Annotated in this window: 16 protein-coding genes; 7 read left to right on the top strand and 9 right to left on the bottom strand. The window is 67.8% G+C overall.

Features of this window, described 5'->3' with window-relative positions:
* Nucleotides 1-41: 41 nt before the first annotated feature.
* Complete coding sequence (locus L942_RS02270; RefSeq protein WP_037354169.1) at nt 42-956, bottom strand: aldo/keto reductase; 915 nt, start codon at nt 954-956, stop codon at nt 42-44.
* A 62-nt stretch (nt 957-1,018) separates the two neighbouring features.
* Between L942_RS02270 and L942_RS02265 the strand changes: the two genes are divergently transcribed.
* From L942_RS02265 to L942_RS02255, 3 genes are all read left to right on the top strand, one after another.
* Nucleotides 1,019-1,840, top strand: a complete 822-nt coding sequence (locus L942_RS02265) for an LLM class F420-dependent oxidoreductase (RefSeq protein ID WP_037354166.1) — start codon at nt 1,019-1,021, stop codon at nt 1,838-1,840.
* 104 nt (nt 1,841-1,944) lie between these two features.
* Nucleotides 1,945-2,976: a class II fructose-bisphosphate aldolase gene (gene fbaA / locus L942_RS02260; protein ID WP_037354164.1), complete on the top strand. Its 1,032-nt coding sequence runs from the start codon at nt 1,945-1,947 to the stop codon at nt 2,974-2,976.
* Between the two features lie 118 nt (nt 2,977-3,094).
* Entirely contained in the window at nt 3,095-3,751 is a 657-nt protein-coding gene (locus L942_RS02255) for an MBL fold metallo-hydrolase (protein ID WP_037354163.1), read from the top strand.
* Between the two features lie 83 nt (nt 3,752-3,834).
* On the opposite strand, the gene L942_RS02250 is transcribed toward L942_RS02255, so the two are convergent.
* The 4 genes from L942_RS02250 to L942_RS45795 all read right to left on the bottom strand — a co-directional run bounded on the left by L942_RS02250 (nt 3,835) and on the right by L942_RS45795 (nt 5,997).
* Entirely contained in the window at nt 3,835-4,215 is a 381-nt protein-coding gene (locus L942_RS02250) for a type II toxin-antitoxin system VapC family toxin (RefSeq protein ID WP_081654909.1), read from the bottom strand.
* A gap of 16 nt (nt 4,216-4,231) precedes the next feature.
* Nucleotides 4,232-4,510, bottom strand: a complete 279-nt coding sequence (locus L942_RS02245) for a type II toxin-antitoxin system Phd/YefM family antitoxin (protein WP_037354160.1) — start codon at nt 4,508-4,510, stop codon at nt 4,232-4,234.
* 66 nt (nt 4,511-4,576) lie between these two features.
* Complete coding sequence (locus tag L942_RS45800) at nt 4,577-5,413, bottom strand: alpha-L-fucosidase (RefSeq protein WP_158684405.1); 837 nt, start codon at nt 5,411-5,413, stop codon at nt 4,577-4,579.
* A complete protein-coding gene (locus L942_RS45795) occupies nt 5,368-5,997 on the bottom strand; it encodes an alpha-L-fucosidase (RefSeq protein ID WP_051165661.1) in 630 nt (209 codons plus the stop codon). Before L942_RS45795 ends, L942_RS45800 begins: the two co-directional genes overlap by 46 nt.
* Nucleotides 5,998-6,197: 200 nt before the next feature.
* On the opposite strand from L942_RS45795, the gene L942_RS02235 reads away from it, so the two are divergent.
* Nucleotides 6,198-7,967, top strand: a complete 1,770-nt coding sequence (locus L942_RS02235; protein ID WP_200862677.1) for a hypothetical protein — start codon at nt 6,198-6,200, stop codon at nt 7,965-7,967.
* 61 nt (nt 7,968-8,028) lie between these two features.
* Here L942_RS02235 and L942_RS02230 read toward each other — a convergent pair whose 3' ends face one another.
* Nucleotides 8,029-9,198, bottom strand: a complete 1,170-nt coding sequence (locus tag L942_RS02230) for a hypothetical protein (protein ID WP_200862676.1) — start codon at nt 9,196-9,198, stop codon at nt 8,029-8,031.
* A 234-nt stretch (nt 9,199-9,432) separates the two neighbouring features.
* Between L942_RS02230 and L942_RS02225 the strand changes: the two genes are divergently transcribed.
* Together L942_RS02225 and L942_RS02220 are read left to right on the top strand one after the other, a co-directional pair.
* A complete protein-coding gene (locus L942_RS02225) occupies nt 9,433-9,843 on the top strand; it encodes a DUF3151 domain-containing protein (protein WP_037354159.1) in 411 nt (136 codons plus the stop codon).
* 112 nt (nt 9,844-9,955) lie between these two features.
* A complete protein-coding gene (locus L942_RS02220) occupies nt 9,956-10,849 on the top strand; it encodes a helix-turn-helix domain-containing protein (RefSeq protein ID WP_037354158.1) in 894 nt (297 codons plus the stop codon).
* Here L942_RS02220 and L942_RS02215 read toward each other — a convergent pair.
* The 3 genes from L942_RS02215 to L942_RS02205 all read right to left on the bottom strand — a co-directional run bounded on the left by L942_RS02215 (nt 10,830) and on the right by L942_RS02205 (nt 14,176).
* Nucleotides 10,830-11,336, bottom strand: coding sequence for a GNAT family N-acetyltransferase (locus L942_RS02215; RefSeq protein WP_440201288.1), 507 nt, complete (start codon nt 11,334-11,336; stop codon nt 10,830-10,832). The two genes, L942_RS02220 and L942_RS02215, sit on opposite strands and share 20 nt — an antisense overlap.
* Nucleotides 11,337-11,408: 72 nt before the next feature.
* The gene (locus tag L942_RS02210; RefSeq protein WP_440201287.1) at nt 11,409-12,698 is read right to left on the bottom strand and encodes a GGDEF domain-containing protein; all 1,290 of its coding nucleotides are present in this window, start codon (nt 12,696-12,698) and stop codon (nt 11,409-11,411) included.
* Between the two features lie 218 nt (nt 12,699-12,916).
* A complete protein-coding gene (locus tag L942_RS02205) occupies nt 12,917-14,176 on the bottom strand; it encodes an MFS transporter (RefSeq protein ID WP_037354154.1) in 1,260 nt (419 codons plus the stop codon).
* Nucleotides 14,177-14,493: 317 nt separating this feature from the next.
* Here L942_RS02205 and L942_RS02200 point away from each other — a divergent pair, with 317 nt between their 5' ends.
* Nucleotides 14,494-16,401 (top strand): FAD/NAD(P)-binding protein, encoded by a 1,908-nt coding sequence (locus L942_RS02200; RefSeq protein WP_037354152.1) that lies wholly within the window; start codon nt 14,494-14,496, stop codon nt 16,399-16,401.
* Nucleotides 16,402-16,467: the final 66 nt, after the last annotated feature.

Here is a 16,467-nt window from a genome sequence, read left to right as displayed (position 1 = left end):
GTACAACAACCTACCCGCAGTAAGCTACTCCCCGGTAAGTATCAGCTGGACGCTTCGCCCAAAGCGGTGAGTTCGGCGTCGGTCAGAGTCAGCTCGACCGAGGCGAGCAGATCGGCCAGCTGTTCCGGGGTGCGGGCGCTGGCGATCGGCGCGGCGACGGTCGGCTGCTGGCGCAGCCAAGCGAGCGCGACGCTGGCGACCGAAGTCTGGTGTGCGGCGGCCACCTCGTCCAGCGCGGCGAGCACCCGTTCGCCGCGGGCGTCGAGGTATTCCAGTGCTCGCGGAGCGCGCGGCGAGTCGCCCGGCTCGTCCTTCGAACGGTACTTGCCGGTGAGGAATCCCTTGGCCAGGCCGAAATACGGCAGGGTCACCAGGTTCTCGCGGGCGACGAGCGGGGCCAGCTCGCGCTCGTAATCCCGCTCGACCAGGTTGTAGTGCGGTTGCAGGGCGACGTAGCGGGCGAGGCCGTTCTGGTCCGAAATGGACAGTGCGGCGGAGAGCCGGTCCGGTTCGTAGTTGGACGCCGCGATGTAGCGGACCTTGCCGTCGCGGACGAGCTGGTCGAACGCGCCGAGGGTTTCTTCGAGCGGAGTGTCGAGATCGTCCTTGTGCGCGTAGTAGAGGTCGATGTGGTCGGTTCGCAGGCGGCGCAACGATTCCTCGACCGCCGCGGCGATGTTCTTCGCGGAAAGCCCCGGCCGCTGGTCTCCCATGCCGACCTTGGTGGCGATGACGATGTCGTCGCGGCGGCCGCGCTTGGCGAGCCAGTTGCCGATGATCGTTTCGGAACCGCCTCCGCCGCCGTAGGTGTTCGCGGTGTCGAGGAAGTTGCCGCCGGCCGCGGTGTACGCGTCGAGAACAGCGAATGAAGCGGGTTCGTCCGCGGTGTTGCCGAAGACGTTGCAGCCGAGGTTGAGGCCGTGGATATCCAGTTCCGTGGAGCCGAGCTTCGTCATGCTTTCGAACCTAATCCGGCCGGGGCGGGAGGAAAACCGGGTTCTCGCGCGTTGGGCGGGACATGGCTATCGAATTGGGCAAGCTAGGCGTGTGGCGGATGTCGGCCCAGGTGGACGGCGCGTTCGCCGCCGAGGTGGAGAAACTGGGCTACGGCACGATCTGGCTCGGCGGTTCGCCCGGCGGCGACCTGGCGATCGTCGACGAGGTGCTGGCCGCGACCGAGCGGATCAAGGTCGCCACCGGCATCGTCAACATCTGGGCCGACGCGCCCGAGGGCATCGCACAGGCGTTCCACCGGATCGAGGGAAAGCACCCGGGCCGGTTCCTGCTGGGCGTCGGCGCGGGCCACCGCGAGCACACGCAGGAGTACAAGAAGCCGTACGCGGCGCTGGTCGAGTACCTGGACGCGCTCGACGCGGCCGGGGTGCCCCAGGAGTCGCGCGCGCTCGCCGCGCTCGGCCCGAAGGTGCTCGAACTCGCCCGCGACCGCACCGCGGCCGCGCACCCGTACCTGACCACTCCGGAGCACACGCGGGCCGCGCGCGAGATCGTCGGGGCTTCCACGCTGCTCGCGCCCGAGCAGAAGGTCGTCTTCGACACCGATCCGGAGCGGGCGCGCGAGACCGGCCGCAAGACGGTGCGGTTCTATCTCGGCCTGTCCAACTACACCGCCAACCTGCGCAAGCACGGCTTCACCGAGGAGGACCTGGCCGACGGTGGCAGCGACCGCCTGATCGACGCGCTCGCTGTCCACGGCGACGCGAAAGCCCTGGCCAAGGGTCTGCAGGCGCATCTCGACGCGGGCGCCGAGCACGTCAGCGTGCAGTCGCTGGACGCGGATCCGTTCCCTGCCTACCGGGCAATCGCGGCCGAGCTGCTCTGAATCGCTCCAGTCGGTTTCGTCTCGTGTGAGGTAGGACCGGTCGCCCCGGCCGGTCCACCTCGTACGATGCCGCTGTAGAAGCCAGTCGTCTCGAGGAGGAACCGATGCCCATCGCCACCCCCGAGGTGTACGCGGAGATGCTCGACCGGGCGAAGAAGAACGAGTTCGCCTACCCGGCCATCAACGTGACCTCGTCGGAAACCGTGAACGCCGCGATCCGCGGGTTCGCCGAGGCGGAGAGCGACGGGATCATCCAGTTCTCCACCGGCGGCGCGGAGTTCGCGTCCGGGCAGAAGGTGAAGGACATGGTCACCGGCGCGACCGCGCTGGCCGAGTTCGCCCAGGTGGTGGCCGCGAAGTACGACGTCAACGTCGCGCTGCACACCGACCACTGCCCGAAGGACAAGCTGGACGGCTTCGTCCGCCCGCTGATCGAGATCTCCGCCGAACGCGTCCGCGGCGGCGGCCTGCCGCTGTTCCAGTCCCACATGTGGGACGGTTCGGCCATCGACCTGGACGAGAACCTGCAGATCGCGCAGGAACTGCTCGCCAAGGCCGCGGCGGCGAAGATCATCCTCGAGGTCGAAATCGGCGTTGTCGGCGGCGAGGAAGACGGCGTCGCGAACGACATCAACGAGAAGCTGTACACCGCTGAGGGCGACTTCGTGAAGACGGTCGACGCGCTCGGCGCCGGCGAGAAGGGCCGCTACCTGCTGGCCGCGACCTTCGGCAACGTGCACGGCGTGTACAAGCCGGGCAACGTGCAGCTGCGCCCGGACGTGCTCAAGCGCGGCCAGGAAGTGGTGTCCGAGAAGCTCGGCCTGCCGGCCGGCTCGAAGCCGTTCGAACTGGTCTTCCACGGCGGCTCGGGCTCGCTCCCGGAGGAAATCCGCGAGGCGGTGTCCTACGGCGTGGTGAAGATGAACGTGGACACCGACACGCAGTACGCGTTCACCCGCCCGATCGCGGACCACATGTTCAAGAACTACGACGGCGTGCTGAAGATCGACGGCGAGGTCGGCAACAAGAAGACCTACGACCCGCGCAGCTACCTGAAGGCGGCCGAGGCAGGCATGGCGGCCCGGGTGGTGGAGGCTTCGCAGGCCCTGGGCTCGGCGGGCAAGAAGCTGAGCTGACCGGATTTTCCGACGGGGAGGCCGTCTCGGGCTCAGTGCTCGGGCGGCCTCCCTGTTTTCGTGCGTTGACGGTTGCCCATCGCATCGGTTGGCTGGACCGGGACGAGGGAGGAACTCCATGACCTACACCGGAGTGGTGACCACCGGCGGCCCCGCTGATGTGCGGGAGACCAGCGGCCTGACCATCTCGAAAGTCTCCGTCGGCACGATCGACAACAACGCGTACCTCCTGCGCTGCCGCGCCACCGGAGAACAACTGCTGATCGACGCGGCCGCCGACCCGCAAACGCTCCTCGCCCTGGCCGGCGACGGGGGCCTCGCGTCGATCGTGACGACGCACCGGCACTGGGACCACTGGATCGCGCTGGAAGAGGTCGCCGAGGCCACGGGTGCCCGCACCTACGCGGGCCGCGACGACATCGAGGGGATCAAGGCCCGCATCGACGTCCCGGTAGACGACGGCGACACCATCCGCGTCGGCGAGGTCGAGCTGACGGCCCGGCATCTCGTCGGTCATTCGCCGGGCAGCATCGCGCTCATTTACCGTGACCCGGAAGGAAGTCCGCACCTCTTCACAGGCGATTCGTTGTTCCCGGGCGGAATCGGGAACACGGAGAAGGATCCGGCTCGCTTCGCGTCGTTGCTCAAGGACGTGGAGGAGAAGCTCTTCGGGGAACTGCCGGACGAGACGTGGTTCTATCCAGGGCATGGCGGCGATTCCACGCTGGGAGCCGAACGGCCGAAGCTGCCGGAGTGGCGCGAACGGGGCTGGTGAGTCGGACTGCTTTTGGCCTGGGACATCGTTATTGGTCGCGCACCCCAATGACGACCGAAAGGTTCGGCATCGGATGTAGCCGTTTAAACGGGTATTACCTCGACCATGGTGCCCAGGCCTTTGAAGTCGTCCGCGTTGCGGGTGTAGAGCGGCAATCCTCGAGAGGACGCGATGGCAGCGATCATGAGATCCATCCGACGGGGCCGAGGGTCCCGCTTCGCCGCGAGCACCAGAGCGACCAACGTCCCATAGCGGGCGGCCGCTTCGCCATCGAATGGCAGCGGCGCGAAGTCGACGATAGCGGCACCGAGCTTCTCTGTGCGCGCCGCGCGAACGGCGGCATCCTTCGCCATGGCTACGCCCTGATGCAGCTCAGCCATGGTGACAGCGGTGAGTTCCGGGATCTTGGGCAATGTCGCAGGATCGAGACGGCTGAGGTCGATGTACGTACAGGTGTCGAGCACACCTGCCTCGCGGCGTTCAGCCACGAGACCGCTCCCACGCATTGTCGGAATCCACCCGATCCTCGCTCCCGAAGAATTCGTCAGCCTCCTGCCGCATCTGGGCCGCCTCAACCGCGGGCAGCCTGCGATGCCGGTCCACCAATTCCTCGGCCGTGAGCTGACGCCTGCGTGGTATCGGTCGCAACTCGGCGACCTCGACGCCATTGCGAGTGACGTGGTAGGTCTCGCCTGCCTCGACCGCGTCCATGACGGCAGCGGAGTTGTTGCGGAATTCCCGCTGAGTGATCACCTTCACGGCGTCTAGTGTAGCCCCACGTAGCTCGGCGGGCTACGCATGCCTCGTCCTCTCGAGGCGTCCCGCCTACCACTCCGTCACCGAGAGCACCGCCGGAAACTCCTCCGGGAACCCGTCCGTTCGCCGCCACGGGAGGTCGATCACGATCCCGTCCCCCGTGCGGGTCCACCGCAGCGGCCGGGAAGGCCCGCCCAGTAAGCGGATGCGGGATCGGCTGCTGAGCGGCACGTCTCCCGGCACGAGAAGCCGGCCGTCCGGCCAGCGGAGGGGGATCAGGTTGAACGCGCCGCGCGTGCGGGTGTAGCAGAGGTCGCCGTCCATCGCTCGGATCCAAGGGGTCGAACCGTAGATCGCGCGGCCGTTGAGGCGCAGCCAGCGGCCCATGTCCAGCAGCCGCGAACTCATCCAGTCCGCGATCGTGCCGTCCTCTCGCGGGCCGATGTTGAGCAGCAGGTTTCCGTTCTTGCTGACGACTTCGGCCAGCAGCCGGAGCAACTGCGCCGAGGTTTTGATCTTCGCCGGATCCTCGTTCTCGTTGTATCCCCACGACTTCCCGATGTTCAAGCAAGCTTCCCATGGGTCCGGGCGCAGGACGTACTTCTTGTTATCCCCTTCTACGGTCGCGAAATCCGCCTGTGCGGTCTCGAACCGGTCGTTGGCCAGGACGCTCTTCGGGTGCGGACGGTCGGCGGCGTTGCGGTAGTAATACGACAGGATCTCGTCGCTCCGCCAGTCCCACGTTTTCGGCCGGAAGATCGGGCCGCCGCCGAATTCGTGGTAGCCCTGGCCGTCTGCCCACAGAATATCCGGATCGTAGTGGTCGATCAGGGTTTTCAGGTGCACGTGCTCGTATTGCGTCACGTAATCGGTGACTGGGCGATAGCCGGTGTAGGGGATTTCCACTCCGGTGTAAGGTTTCTGGGCGCGGTCCCGAGTGCGGGGCTGTAGAACTCGCCCAGCGAGTAGTAAAGACCGCGTTTGAGCGAGGATCCTTCGGCTGCGGAGAAGAGTTCGCCGACCAGGTCTCGGCCGGGGCCCAGGCGGACGGAATTGCGGTCGGACGCGGTGTTGCGGAACAGCTGGAAACCGTCGTGGTGCTTGGAAGTCAGCACGAAATACCGGGCTCCCGCTTGTTCGAACAGCCGTACCCAAGAGCGCGGGTCGTAGCGGCGGGCGGTGAAGCGCGGAATGAACTCGTCGTACGCGAAATCCGCGCCGTAGGTCGCCAGGTGGTGGTCACGGGTTCCGGTGCCGCGTGCGGGATCCGTGACATTCATGGCGTACAAGTACCACTCCGCGGCGTGTTTAGCGTCGCCCCAAGCCGCGGCTGAGTAAACGCCCCAGTGGATGAAGATGCCGAATTTGGCGGAGGGATACCAAGGCGTGGCGACCGGGGCGGCGTGCGCTTGGGGCGTGGTGAGTCCGAGCAGTCCGGCTGCGCCCGCCGCGGCGAGCGCGCTGCGACGGCTGATTCCTGCCTGGTCCATGACGCATCCACTCCTGGCGGCGGCGGTGGTCATCAGATGTCTTGGCCTTTCAGGGGTACCAGTTCACTTAAGGACCGGCAAGCTTCCTGTCTGGTCAAGACAAGTTTCACATGTATGAACGCGACAGTTGGCCGATTGACTCGGCTGGCCGCCTTTCTTATGGTCGACCGAATACATCAGATCTATGAAGGGTGGCGGCAATGGGTGCAGCGTGGGAAACCAGTCGGCGGACGGCGCTGCGCGGCGGGGTCGCCCTCGCGACACTCGCCGCCACCGCGGGGACCGCGTTCGCCGATCCGAAGCCTGCCGGACGACGGTTGCCGTTCCTGCTCGACATGGTCCAGAACAACCCCGGCGAACCGCTGTTTTCCAGTCGCTTCAACGATCCCCGGACGTTGGAAAGCTACGGCTACGACGGTCAGGTGATCAACGAGTTCACCCCGCCGCAAACCGCAATCACCTTCGAGACGTTCGACGAGCGCATTTTCCCCGCCGGCTCCCCTGGTCGCGCGTGGGTCGAAGCCACTGCGAAGAAGATCGACGCCCACATCGCGCGAGCGCACGCGGCGGGCATCGCGGCGTACTTCTTCACCGACATCATCGTGCTGCCGAAACGACTGGTCGAACTCTACGGCGGCCAAATCCTCGACAGCCAAGGAAGAATCAGCTTCGACCGCCCGCTCACCCAGAAGATCCACCGGCTGATGCTGCGCGAGATCTGCGCGCGTTTCCCTGGCCTGGACGGAATTGTCGTACGCACCGGCGAGACTTACGTGCAGAACGTACCGTTCCACACCGGAAACAACCCGATCACCAACGGCGCCGCCAGTCATCTGACCCTGCTCGGCCTCCTCCGCGACGAGCTGTGCGTACGCGCTGGCAAGCGGGTCTTCTACCGCACTTGGTCCACCGGAAGCGACAAGCTGACCAGTGACCCGGATTTCTACCGGCAGGTCACCGACCAGGTCGACACGCACGAAAACCTGGTATTCTCGATCAAGCACACCGCGAAGGACTTCTGGCGGACGATCCCGTTCAACCGAACCATCGGTGTCGGCAAACACCGGCAGATCATCGAGGTGGAATGCCAGCGCGAGTACGAGGGCAAGGGCGCGTTCCCGAATTACGTGATCGACGGCGTGGTCAACGGCTTCGAGGAATTCCGCACCCAGCCGCGTACCGGCCCGATTGGACTCGCCGAGGTAGCCGACAATCCGATCATCGCCGGAGTCTGGACCTGGTCCCGCGGCGGCGGCTGGCGTGGACCGTATCTGCGGAACGAATTGTGGTGCGACCTCAACACCTGGGTGATCGCCCGCTGGACCCGCGACACCGGGCTGGGCGAGGAAGGCGCGTTCCACGAGTACGCGACCACGCGGCTCGGGTTGCACGGGGAGGCAGTCCGCCTTTTCCGAAGGCTGGCCCTGCTGTCGGCGGCCGCCGTGCTGCGCGGGCATTACAGCGTGGTGCACCCGATGGGCCGGCTGATGTGGACCCGCGACCAGTTCCTCGGCGGTTCCGACAAGGACCTGACCAGCGATTACGCCGCGATCGTTGCGGCCGGACGGGTCGAGCCGGTGCTAGCCGAAAAGGCCGGCGCGGCCCGGATGTGGGACGAAATCGTCGCACTGGCCGACACGATCCCGCTGCGCGACCACGCCGATCGGACGTACCTGCGAGTGTCCGCCCGCTACGGCCAATCCTGGCACCGCGTCGTACACCACGGTTGGGAAGTAATGCTGCGCGGCTACGCCGGCGGATACGACAAAACGGCAATGCGCTTTCACCTCGCCCGCTACGACGCGGAATGGCAACGCTGGCAACAACTCGCCAAAACCGAACCGTCCTGTGCGACGCTGTATCAGCCGTACAGTTTCGGCCCGAAAGGCCCAGACGGGTTGTACAACGCCGACCCGGACCACGGCATGAAACCGGCTACCGACTACTACCGCGGTCTTCTGTCCAGTTAGGACTTCACGGCGCCCACCAAAGAAAGTCCCTCGGCGGAAGCGGTCGAATGGCAGCGCCACGCTACGCAGCGATCGAACGCCGAGAATCCCACCACTCCTTAGCCGGACCAGCCCCAGCCCACAACGCGAACACCGCTACCACCGCGACCAGCGCCGTCCAATACGCCACCGGCGGTGCCGATTCCGTCTGCTGGTCCCCGAGCAGCCAAGGCCGCAACTGGGACTGGACCCAGAACGCGCCATACCCGAGCACAGTCACCAAAACCGCTCCCGCAGCCGCGGGGCGGGGCAGCAGGAAGGCCAGATCCACCGCCAGCCCGACGGCCAGCAGATGGAACGGCACCGTCGACACCGGGAATCCCAGCGCCAGCAGCAGGAGCCACATCACCGCGCGATACGCGACGTACGCCCCGGCCACGGTCAGTGCGGCCCAGCGGCGTCCGGCAGTTTTCCGGGCGAGCACGAGGATCAGCGCCGAAACCCCGATGCCCCACAACGGGTACACCCACTCCGGGATCGGCATCGTGAAGTGCAGCACCGCGGCTCGGTCGACCGGGTGGCCGATCTGGTTGGCGGCGAAGGAAAGCAGGGACGGCTCGGCCTCGGGCGTGCCGCGTTCCCAGGCGCGCAGGCCGAGGATTCCGTACTCCTGCTGGCCGTTCGGGAAGAAGGTGTTCTCCAGGAAGAACGCCCACAGCGCGAGCAGCACCCCGGTGCGGAAGCGGCCCGGCGGGGACAGCCGCAGCCAGCCGAGCAGAACGCCCGCCTGCATGATGCCGGTGCCGAGATACAGCATCATGTGCGACGGGCTCCACGCGGTCAGGTCGAGGCCGTTCACGCGGTGGTTGATCACGTCGAGCGGCGCGGCGACCAGGAACACGATCAGCCCGGCCTGCATGAGCCGCAGCGAGCGCCGGTCGCAGCCGAGGCCGGTGTAGCTGTGGATCGCCACCAGCACGACGATGATCACCGTGCCGACGGTGTTGATCAGGTGCGGCGGGGCGAGGTCGTCGCGCAGCCACTTGAAGTGCCACGACATGTCCCACGACGACCCGACGAGCTTGAACGCGAACGCGGTCAGCCACATGCCGTAACAGAACCGCAGCACCCACGCCGGGGTCGGCTGCCCCGGTGCGCCGCGGTGCCAGTGCGTCGCGAAGAAAAGCCTCGTCTTGCCCACTGGTCCGCGCGGGACCGCAGGGCCGGCGACGTCTTCAACCGCCTTCGTCATAGGCGCCATCATTCCCTGCCGCAAGTGGACGCGGCGGGAGAAGGGGCAAAAACCCGGGTTCACCCCTACGGGTGGCGGACTTGCCCTCGCGCCGCCGGGCACGGCAGGGTGTCGGGCCATGATGCCGAAACGAGCCGTCGCAGCCGTGCTGATCGCAGCACTCGTTCTGGCCGGCGGAGGCGTGCTGACCAGCCTGTTCCTCTGACCCGGGAGCATCGTGGGCACAATGGCGGCATGACGCACAACCTGCTGGGCCCCGAGCCCACGCTGCTGCCCGAGCACACCGACGCGCAGGCCGCGCTCGACTCCGGGACGGACCCGTCCGCCGTGGCCGCCGAGCACCCCGACTACAGCGAGGCCTGGGCCGCGCTCGCCGAGCGCGCGCTCGCCGACGGCGAGACCGTCGCCGCCTACGCCTACGCCCGCACCGGCTACCACCGCGGCCTCGACCAGCTCCGCCGCGCCGGCTGGAAGGGCTTCGGCCCGGTGCCGTGGGCGCACCGGCCGAACCAGGGTTTCCTGCGCGCGCTCGCCGCGCTCGGCACCGCCGCGGGCCGCATCGGCGAGACCGAGGAGTACGAGCGCTGCAAGACGTTCCTCGCCGACTCCGACCCGGCCGCGGCCGAGGCGACCGGCCTGAAGTGACGCCGGCCGCCGGTCGCGCTCGGGGCGAAAATCCGGGCGCGACCGGGCCGCCTGCCCACCTTCGGGTGACAGCTAGAGGTGTTCGCATTTGGTGACACCTACAAAGGCGGCCATGCGAGGCACGGCCATGCTCACCCCCCGGATCCGCACCCTCGGCACCGCGCTGCGCGAGGCCCGGATCGACGCCCGTTTCGGACTGCGCGAACTCGCCCGCCGAGTCGGCACCAACCCCGCCCTGGTGTCGAACTGGGAGCTGGGCCAACGGGTTCCCGCGCTGGAGGACGTCGCGGGCATTCTCGGCGCGCTCGGCGTCGTGGGTGCGGAGAAACAACGGATCCTGCAACTGGCGCGCGGCACCGCCGAACCGGGCTGGGTCGCCCGCGGCAAGCAGTCCGACCCGGACCATCTCGGCGGGCTGCTCGCGTGCGAACGCGCCGCGACGTCGGTCGTCGAATGGCAGCCGCTGCTCATCCCGGGTCTGCTGCAGATCCCGGATTACGCGCGGGCGCTGTTCCTCGCTGACGGCTTGCCGCTGAAGGACGCGGAACGCCAGGCGGAGATCCGGATGATGCGCCGCCCGCTGGTGGTCGGTCCGGGCGCGATTCCGTGCGAGGTGTTGCTGGGCGAGGCAGCGTTGCGCAATCCGGTCGGCGGGCCCGCGACGATGGCCCGGCAGCTGCGGTTCCTCGCCGATCTGATGGCGACGTCGGCGAAGCTGTCGGTCCGCGTCGTGCCCGCCGGCAACGGCGGGCATCCGGGCCTGGCCGGCCGGTTTTGCGTGTACCACGTGGACGTCGGCGACCCGATCGTCTACTTCGAGCACCAGCACTCGGGGGCCTTCCTCCTCGACGAGGGGACCGAGACCTACTGCGACGTCGCGGACCGGATCCGCGAGAAGTCCCTGGACTCCCGCGCGTCGGCGGCGTTCGTGCAGCGGACCGCGCAGGAGTTCCGGGAGATCGCGCAGGGGAACAAGCCGGAGGGGCCTAGGAATATGTTCGGTTAGCGGGCACGTCGACCGAGATCCGCAGTTCGCTTTGCAGCAGGTTCTTCGACACCGAAAACCCGTGCCGCAGATAGGCCGGGATCGCGCGGTCCGAGGAATGCACGGTCACTCGCTCCAGCCCGAATTCCGCGGCCAGCCGCAGCGTCGCCTCGATCAGGAGCCCGCCGACGCCGCTGTCCCGCGCTTCCGGCACGACGTACACGCATTGCACGTCGCCGCAGACCCGGGAAAAGTCGCGCGGCGTCGGCACTCTGGGGGTCAGCGCGAGGAACGCCATCCCGAGCACGTGCTCGTCCCGGACCGCGACCAGACAGCTATGCGTTTCGGCGTGCGCTCGGGCCCAGGCGGCGAACTCGCGCACGAATTCGGTTCGATTGTGGTGCGGAAGCCCGTCTTGGTCCGCGACCCACCGCCAGCGCAACGCGGCGACGGAGGCGAGTTCATCGTCGCGGGCGGGGCGGATTTCGGTGCGCGGCACAGGTTTCACTTCCGAATTCCCGGTTGTCGCGAAGGATGGACCCGGCCGGCCGGGGGAGGGTGCCGGCCGGGTCCGAGGTCGTCAGGCGACCGCCGCGAGTTCCCGGGTTGGCGCTACCGAGCCGACGACCCGGTTGCGGCCGCTGTTCTTCGCCGCGTACACCGCCGCGTCCGCCGCGGCCATCACTTCCTCGATGCTTGTCCCGTCCAGCGGGAACGCGGCCACCCCGATCGACGCGGTGCGGTTTTCGATCGAGACCTCCTCGCCTTCGTTCGTCTGGGTCGGGATCACCAGCTCACTGATCCGCTGCCGGATCCGTTCCGCCGTCACGATCGCGTCTTCCTTGGACGTCGACGGGAGCAGCGCGACGAACTCCTCGCCCCCGAACCGGCCGACGAGGTCGTGTGCCCGGGTCTCCTGTTTCACCACGGCGGCAACGGCTTTGAGCACGTCGTCGCCCGCGAGGTGGCCGTAGGTGTCGTTGATCCGCTTGAAGTGGTCGAGGTCGATCATCAACGCGCCGAAGCTGCCGTTCTCGCGCTCGGCGCGGGAAATCTCGCGCTGCGCGCCGTCCTGCCAGGTGGTGGCGTTGAGCAGTTGCGTCTTCTGGTCCGTGGTCGCGAGTTCCTCGAGCCGCTTGATCAGCATCGACCGCTGCAGCACGTACAGCGGCAGGATCACCAGCACCGACAGCAGCGGTTCGTGGCTCAGCACCATCACGAGCAGCCCGCCGACGCACAGGGTCGCCAGTTCCAGCAGGTTGTCGTCCATCGTGCCCAGGCACGATTCGGCCGTCGCCTTCGCCGGGTCGGTCAGGTACAGACCAAGGCCGGTCAGCGCGGTGTTGACCAGGAAATAGCCGAGCGCGCCCGCCACCACGGTGGAGACGCTGTGGCCGTCCGCGAGGTGCCCGGCCAGCGCGGCGCCGAAGCCGGACAGGATCATCGTGGTCGCGTTGGCCGCGACGCGGTGCGCCTCACCGGGGCGCGTGCCGTTCCAGCTGCGGAACGCCAGGTAGACGTAGATGATCACGCCCAGCGCGGCCACCAGCTGCGGCGGCACCAGCAGTGCCGCCGGAAGCAGCCACACCGACGTGACGGTGATGTGCGGGCCCTGGCTCAGCATCCGGCGCTGCCGCTCGATCTGCCGGGTGACCTCGGTCTGCGCGATCGCCAGTCCGGCCAGCATCGCGAGGATGCCCAGCTGGCCCAGGCTGACCGGGAACACCAGCGCGCTCACCACGGTGAGCACCACCGTGACGGCCATGCTCGTCAGCGTGACCGCGACCCACTGCCGCGGCCGCGACCAGATCGACCACCGGGAAACCGCGTCGCGCAGCCCCAGACCAGAAAATTCCCCCAATGTGACCATTCTTCCCCCCGGGTCTTGCGCGGATCTTCAGTGACACTCGCCTTACTCACAGTTTCAGACCGTTTGCCGCCTGTCCACAAGGGCCTTAGGTGTGTACATTTTTCCCGAACACGCCGGATGAAGGGTGACCAGCGATGCGCAGCAAGGAACAGTGACCGCGTAGCAGCACCGCAAGGTCGCGCAGGTCAGAGCCTCACGCGCGGGGCATGCCGGGGTAGTCAGGCAGGCTCGGCGCGTGTGGCTTCCTTCGCTGACCCCTCTTCGGCCTGCCCGGAAACGCTCCGTTGCCACGCGATCGCGAGCGGAATCGTGATCAGCAAGCCGGCCAATCCGAAGATCCCGACGGTCGTCTGGGCGCTCACGTGGTCCGCGATGACCCCGCCGATCAACGGCGTCACGCCCATCGTGGTGGTCAATCCGGTGTTCGACAGCCCCATCGTCTGCGCCCGGCTCTCATCCGGCACCGCGACCGTCAGCGACGCCGTCGCCTGCAGCAGCGCGATCGTGCCGAAGCCGCCGGAGATCACGAACAGGACCACCGAGACGATCGGGCCCGGCTGCAGGAAGCACAGCAGCAGCGGGATCGCGGCGAGCGCGGTCATCGGGCCGATCAGCTTCGGCCGGATCGCGGCGGGCACCCAGCGCGTGTAGACGAACGTGAAGATCACGCTGCCCACCGGGTCGGCGGCGAGCAGGAAGCCGATCATTTCCGACCCGCCGCCGGAGGACGCGACGTAGGGCGCGGCAATGCCCTCGTACACCGGCATCAGCCCGGCGAGCCACGTGAAGACCATCAGGGACCGCAGTGCACTGGTCGCGAAGGCGACCCGGCCGCCCGCGCTCAGCGAGGAGAAGAACGGCTTGCGCTTCTCCCCGGTGGCCGCCGCGGGGCGGGCCTTCAACCCGAAGCGGAGGAACAGCGCGGAGAGCAGGAAGGTGCCCGCGTCGAGCACCAGAGCGAGGCGAGCGTCCATCGCGAGCAGCAGCGCGCCGCCGCCGGCGAACCCGAGCAACTGCGCGGATTGGACCGTCATGCTCCGGATGCCCATGCCGACCACGAATCGGTCGCCTTCGAGCACCTGCGGCAGCAGCGCCAGCTGAGATGCCTTGAATGGCGGATTCAGCAGGGAAACGCTACCGACGAGCACGCACAGGGCCCAGAACGGCAATCCGGGAATGGCTACGCACAGAATCAGCACCGCGCGGGTGAGGTCCACGGTGACCATGACCGCCCGGCGCGGGAAACGGTCGGCGAGCCCGGTGAGGAAGATGCCGCCCAGGAGCGACGGGAAGAACGTGAGCGCGTAGGTCAGACCGGTCAGCGTCGCCGAACCGGTGTTGGCGTAGACGAGGACGGACAGCGCGACGCGGGCCAGCTGGTCACCGGCGATCGACAGCAGTTCGCCGAACCACATCGCGCGGAACTCGGCGACTCCGAACACCTCGCGGAACGTGACCCGGTGTGGTGCTGTCGTCATGCGTGTTCTCCCCGCTGCTGTGCGCGGACTGTGCCGCACTGGTGACCAACGGGTGACCCTAGGTCCTCCTGGTCACGGGTCGGTCACACGAAGTGAGTTGCCAAGCTCAGTGTCTCGTGACTGTTGGTGATTCTCTAGGTTCTTTCGCCGGTATCCGAGAGGTCACGATCAGTTCGCCACGTGTCCAGACGATAGCGCTCCGCACTCTCCGCTGGGGCCGGTTCGATCTTTGTGGTTTGTGCCACATCCGTTCGGGTGGGCCGTCCGCACTGTGGAACGGCCGCCGCCCGGCCTCCCGGCCGCGTAGCTTCGCCCGGGTGACCGCTCTCCCGACGTTCACGCTCGCCATCGTGGGCGCCGGACCTCGCGGGGTCGGCGTCCTCGAACGGCTGTCCGCGAACGCCGACGGCCTGCTCGGCGACCGGCGGATCGAAGTCCATCTCATCGACCCGTTCCCGCCCGGCCCCGGCCGGGTGTGGCGGTACGAGCAGTCGCCGCTGCTGCGGATGAACTCGATGCCCGAGGACGTCACCGTGTTCACCGACGACACCGTCCGGATCGACGGTCCGGTGCGGCCGGGGCCGTCGCTGATCGAGTGGGTGCGGCAAGTGCGGGCGGGCACGCTCGAGTATCCGGTTCCCGACGACGTCCGCGCCGAGTTCGAGACGCTCGCCTCCACGGATTTCCCGACCCGGCGGCTGCAAAGCCGGTACCTGGAGTGGTTCTACCGCAAAGTGGTGGCCGAAGCGCCGCCGGGCATCACGGTGGTCGAGCACCTCGCCACCGCCGAGAGCATCGACGCCGACGAGACCGTGCGGCTTTCCGACGGCACGACTGTGCGCGCTGACGCCGTGGTGCTGACGGTTGGCCATCTCGACGCGGTTCCGGATTCGCGCGAACGCGAGTTGGAGGCGTTCGCTGATCAGCACCAGCTGTCCTACTACCCCGCTGGCTACACCGCGGACGTCGACTACTCCGCGGTGCCCGCCGGAGAGCCGGTGCTAGTACGCGGTTTCGGGCTCGCCTTCGTGGACCTGATGTTGTTGCTCACCGAGGGGCGCGGCGGCCGATTCGAAGAGCTGCCGTGCGGCGGTCTGCGTTACCACCCGAGCGGTGCCGAGCCGGTGTTGCACGTCGGTTCACGGCGTGGGGTGCCGTACCACGCGAAGACCGGCTACCGGTTGCGGGGAAAACCGCTGCAGCTGCCCAGGTTCTTCGACCAGCGGGCCATCGAAGGGCTGACCGGTCCGCTCGACTTTCGCGCGGACGTCTGGCCGCTCATCGCGAAGGAGCTCGCCTGGGCGTATTACACCGAACTGTTCACCGGCCACCCGGACCGGGTGCGCACGGATTTCGCGGTCTTCGCGGACAAATTCGCCGACCTGCCGTGGCTCTCGTCCGAAATGGACGCGCTGATCGCGGAGGCGGTGCCTGCCCGGGAAGACCGGCTGGACCTGGAGCGGCTGGACCGCCCGTTCGCTGGCCGCCGGTTCGATTCCGGTGAGGAATTCGGCAAGGCGGTGCGGAAATACATCGAGTCCGACCTCGCGCGCCGGGCGGACGTGCACCACAGTGCGGATCTCGGCGCGTTCATGGCCCTGCTCTCGGTGATCGGTCAGCTGCCCGCGCTGCTCGCGACCGGACGGCTCACCGCCGCGTCGCAAGTGTCCGATATGGACGGCTGGTTCCACGGATTCTTCTCTTACTACGCAAGCGGTCCGCCGCCGCGTCGGCTCGACGAGCTGCTCGCCCTGGAGGAAGCCGGGGTGGTCTCGTTCCTCGGTGCGGACATCTCGATCGCCGCCGACGAGACGACCGGGACGTTCGTCGCGTCGAGCACCAGCCATCCCGACACTATCGCCGCGCGGACGTTGATCGAGGCGCGGCTGCCGGACGCGAGCGTTCCGCGCGTGTCGGATCCGTTGTTGCGCAGTCTGCGGGACGCTGGTGCGCTGGCGGAGGAAACCGTGCCGGATGTCGATGGCGCAACCTTGCCGTCCGGGCGGATCGCCACGACCCTCAACGACTTCCGACTGGTCACTGTGGACGGAAAGGCGCATCCGCGGCGGTTCGCGGTGGGCCCGCACACGAGCGTCCGCTCGGCGGGTGCCTTCACCCGGCCGCGCACGAACGCGATCTCCTTCCGACAGAACGACGCGCTGGCAAGGGAAATCCTGCGGCTCGCCAACCCGGAGGTGTCCGCCGGCGAGCCCCGGCCGCAGTAGCACTGCACCAGGAACCGCCAGCACCGCCGCCGTGGTCTTCCGCATGGGTGCGGACGACGGGACGGC

It is taken from the genome of Amycolatopsis orientalis DSM 43388, assembly GCF_000411975.1.
Taxonomy (GTDB): Bacteria; Actinomycetota; Actinomycetes; order Mycobacteriales; family Pseudonocardiaceae; genus Amycolatopsis; species Amycolatopsis orientalis_D.
This window is presented reverse-complemented; position numbering and strand designations above follow the sequence as displayed.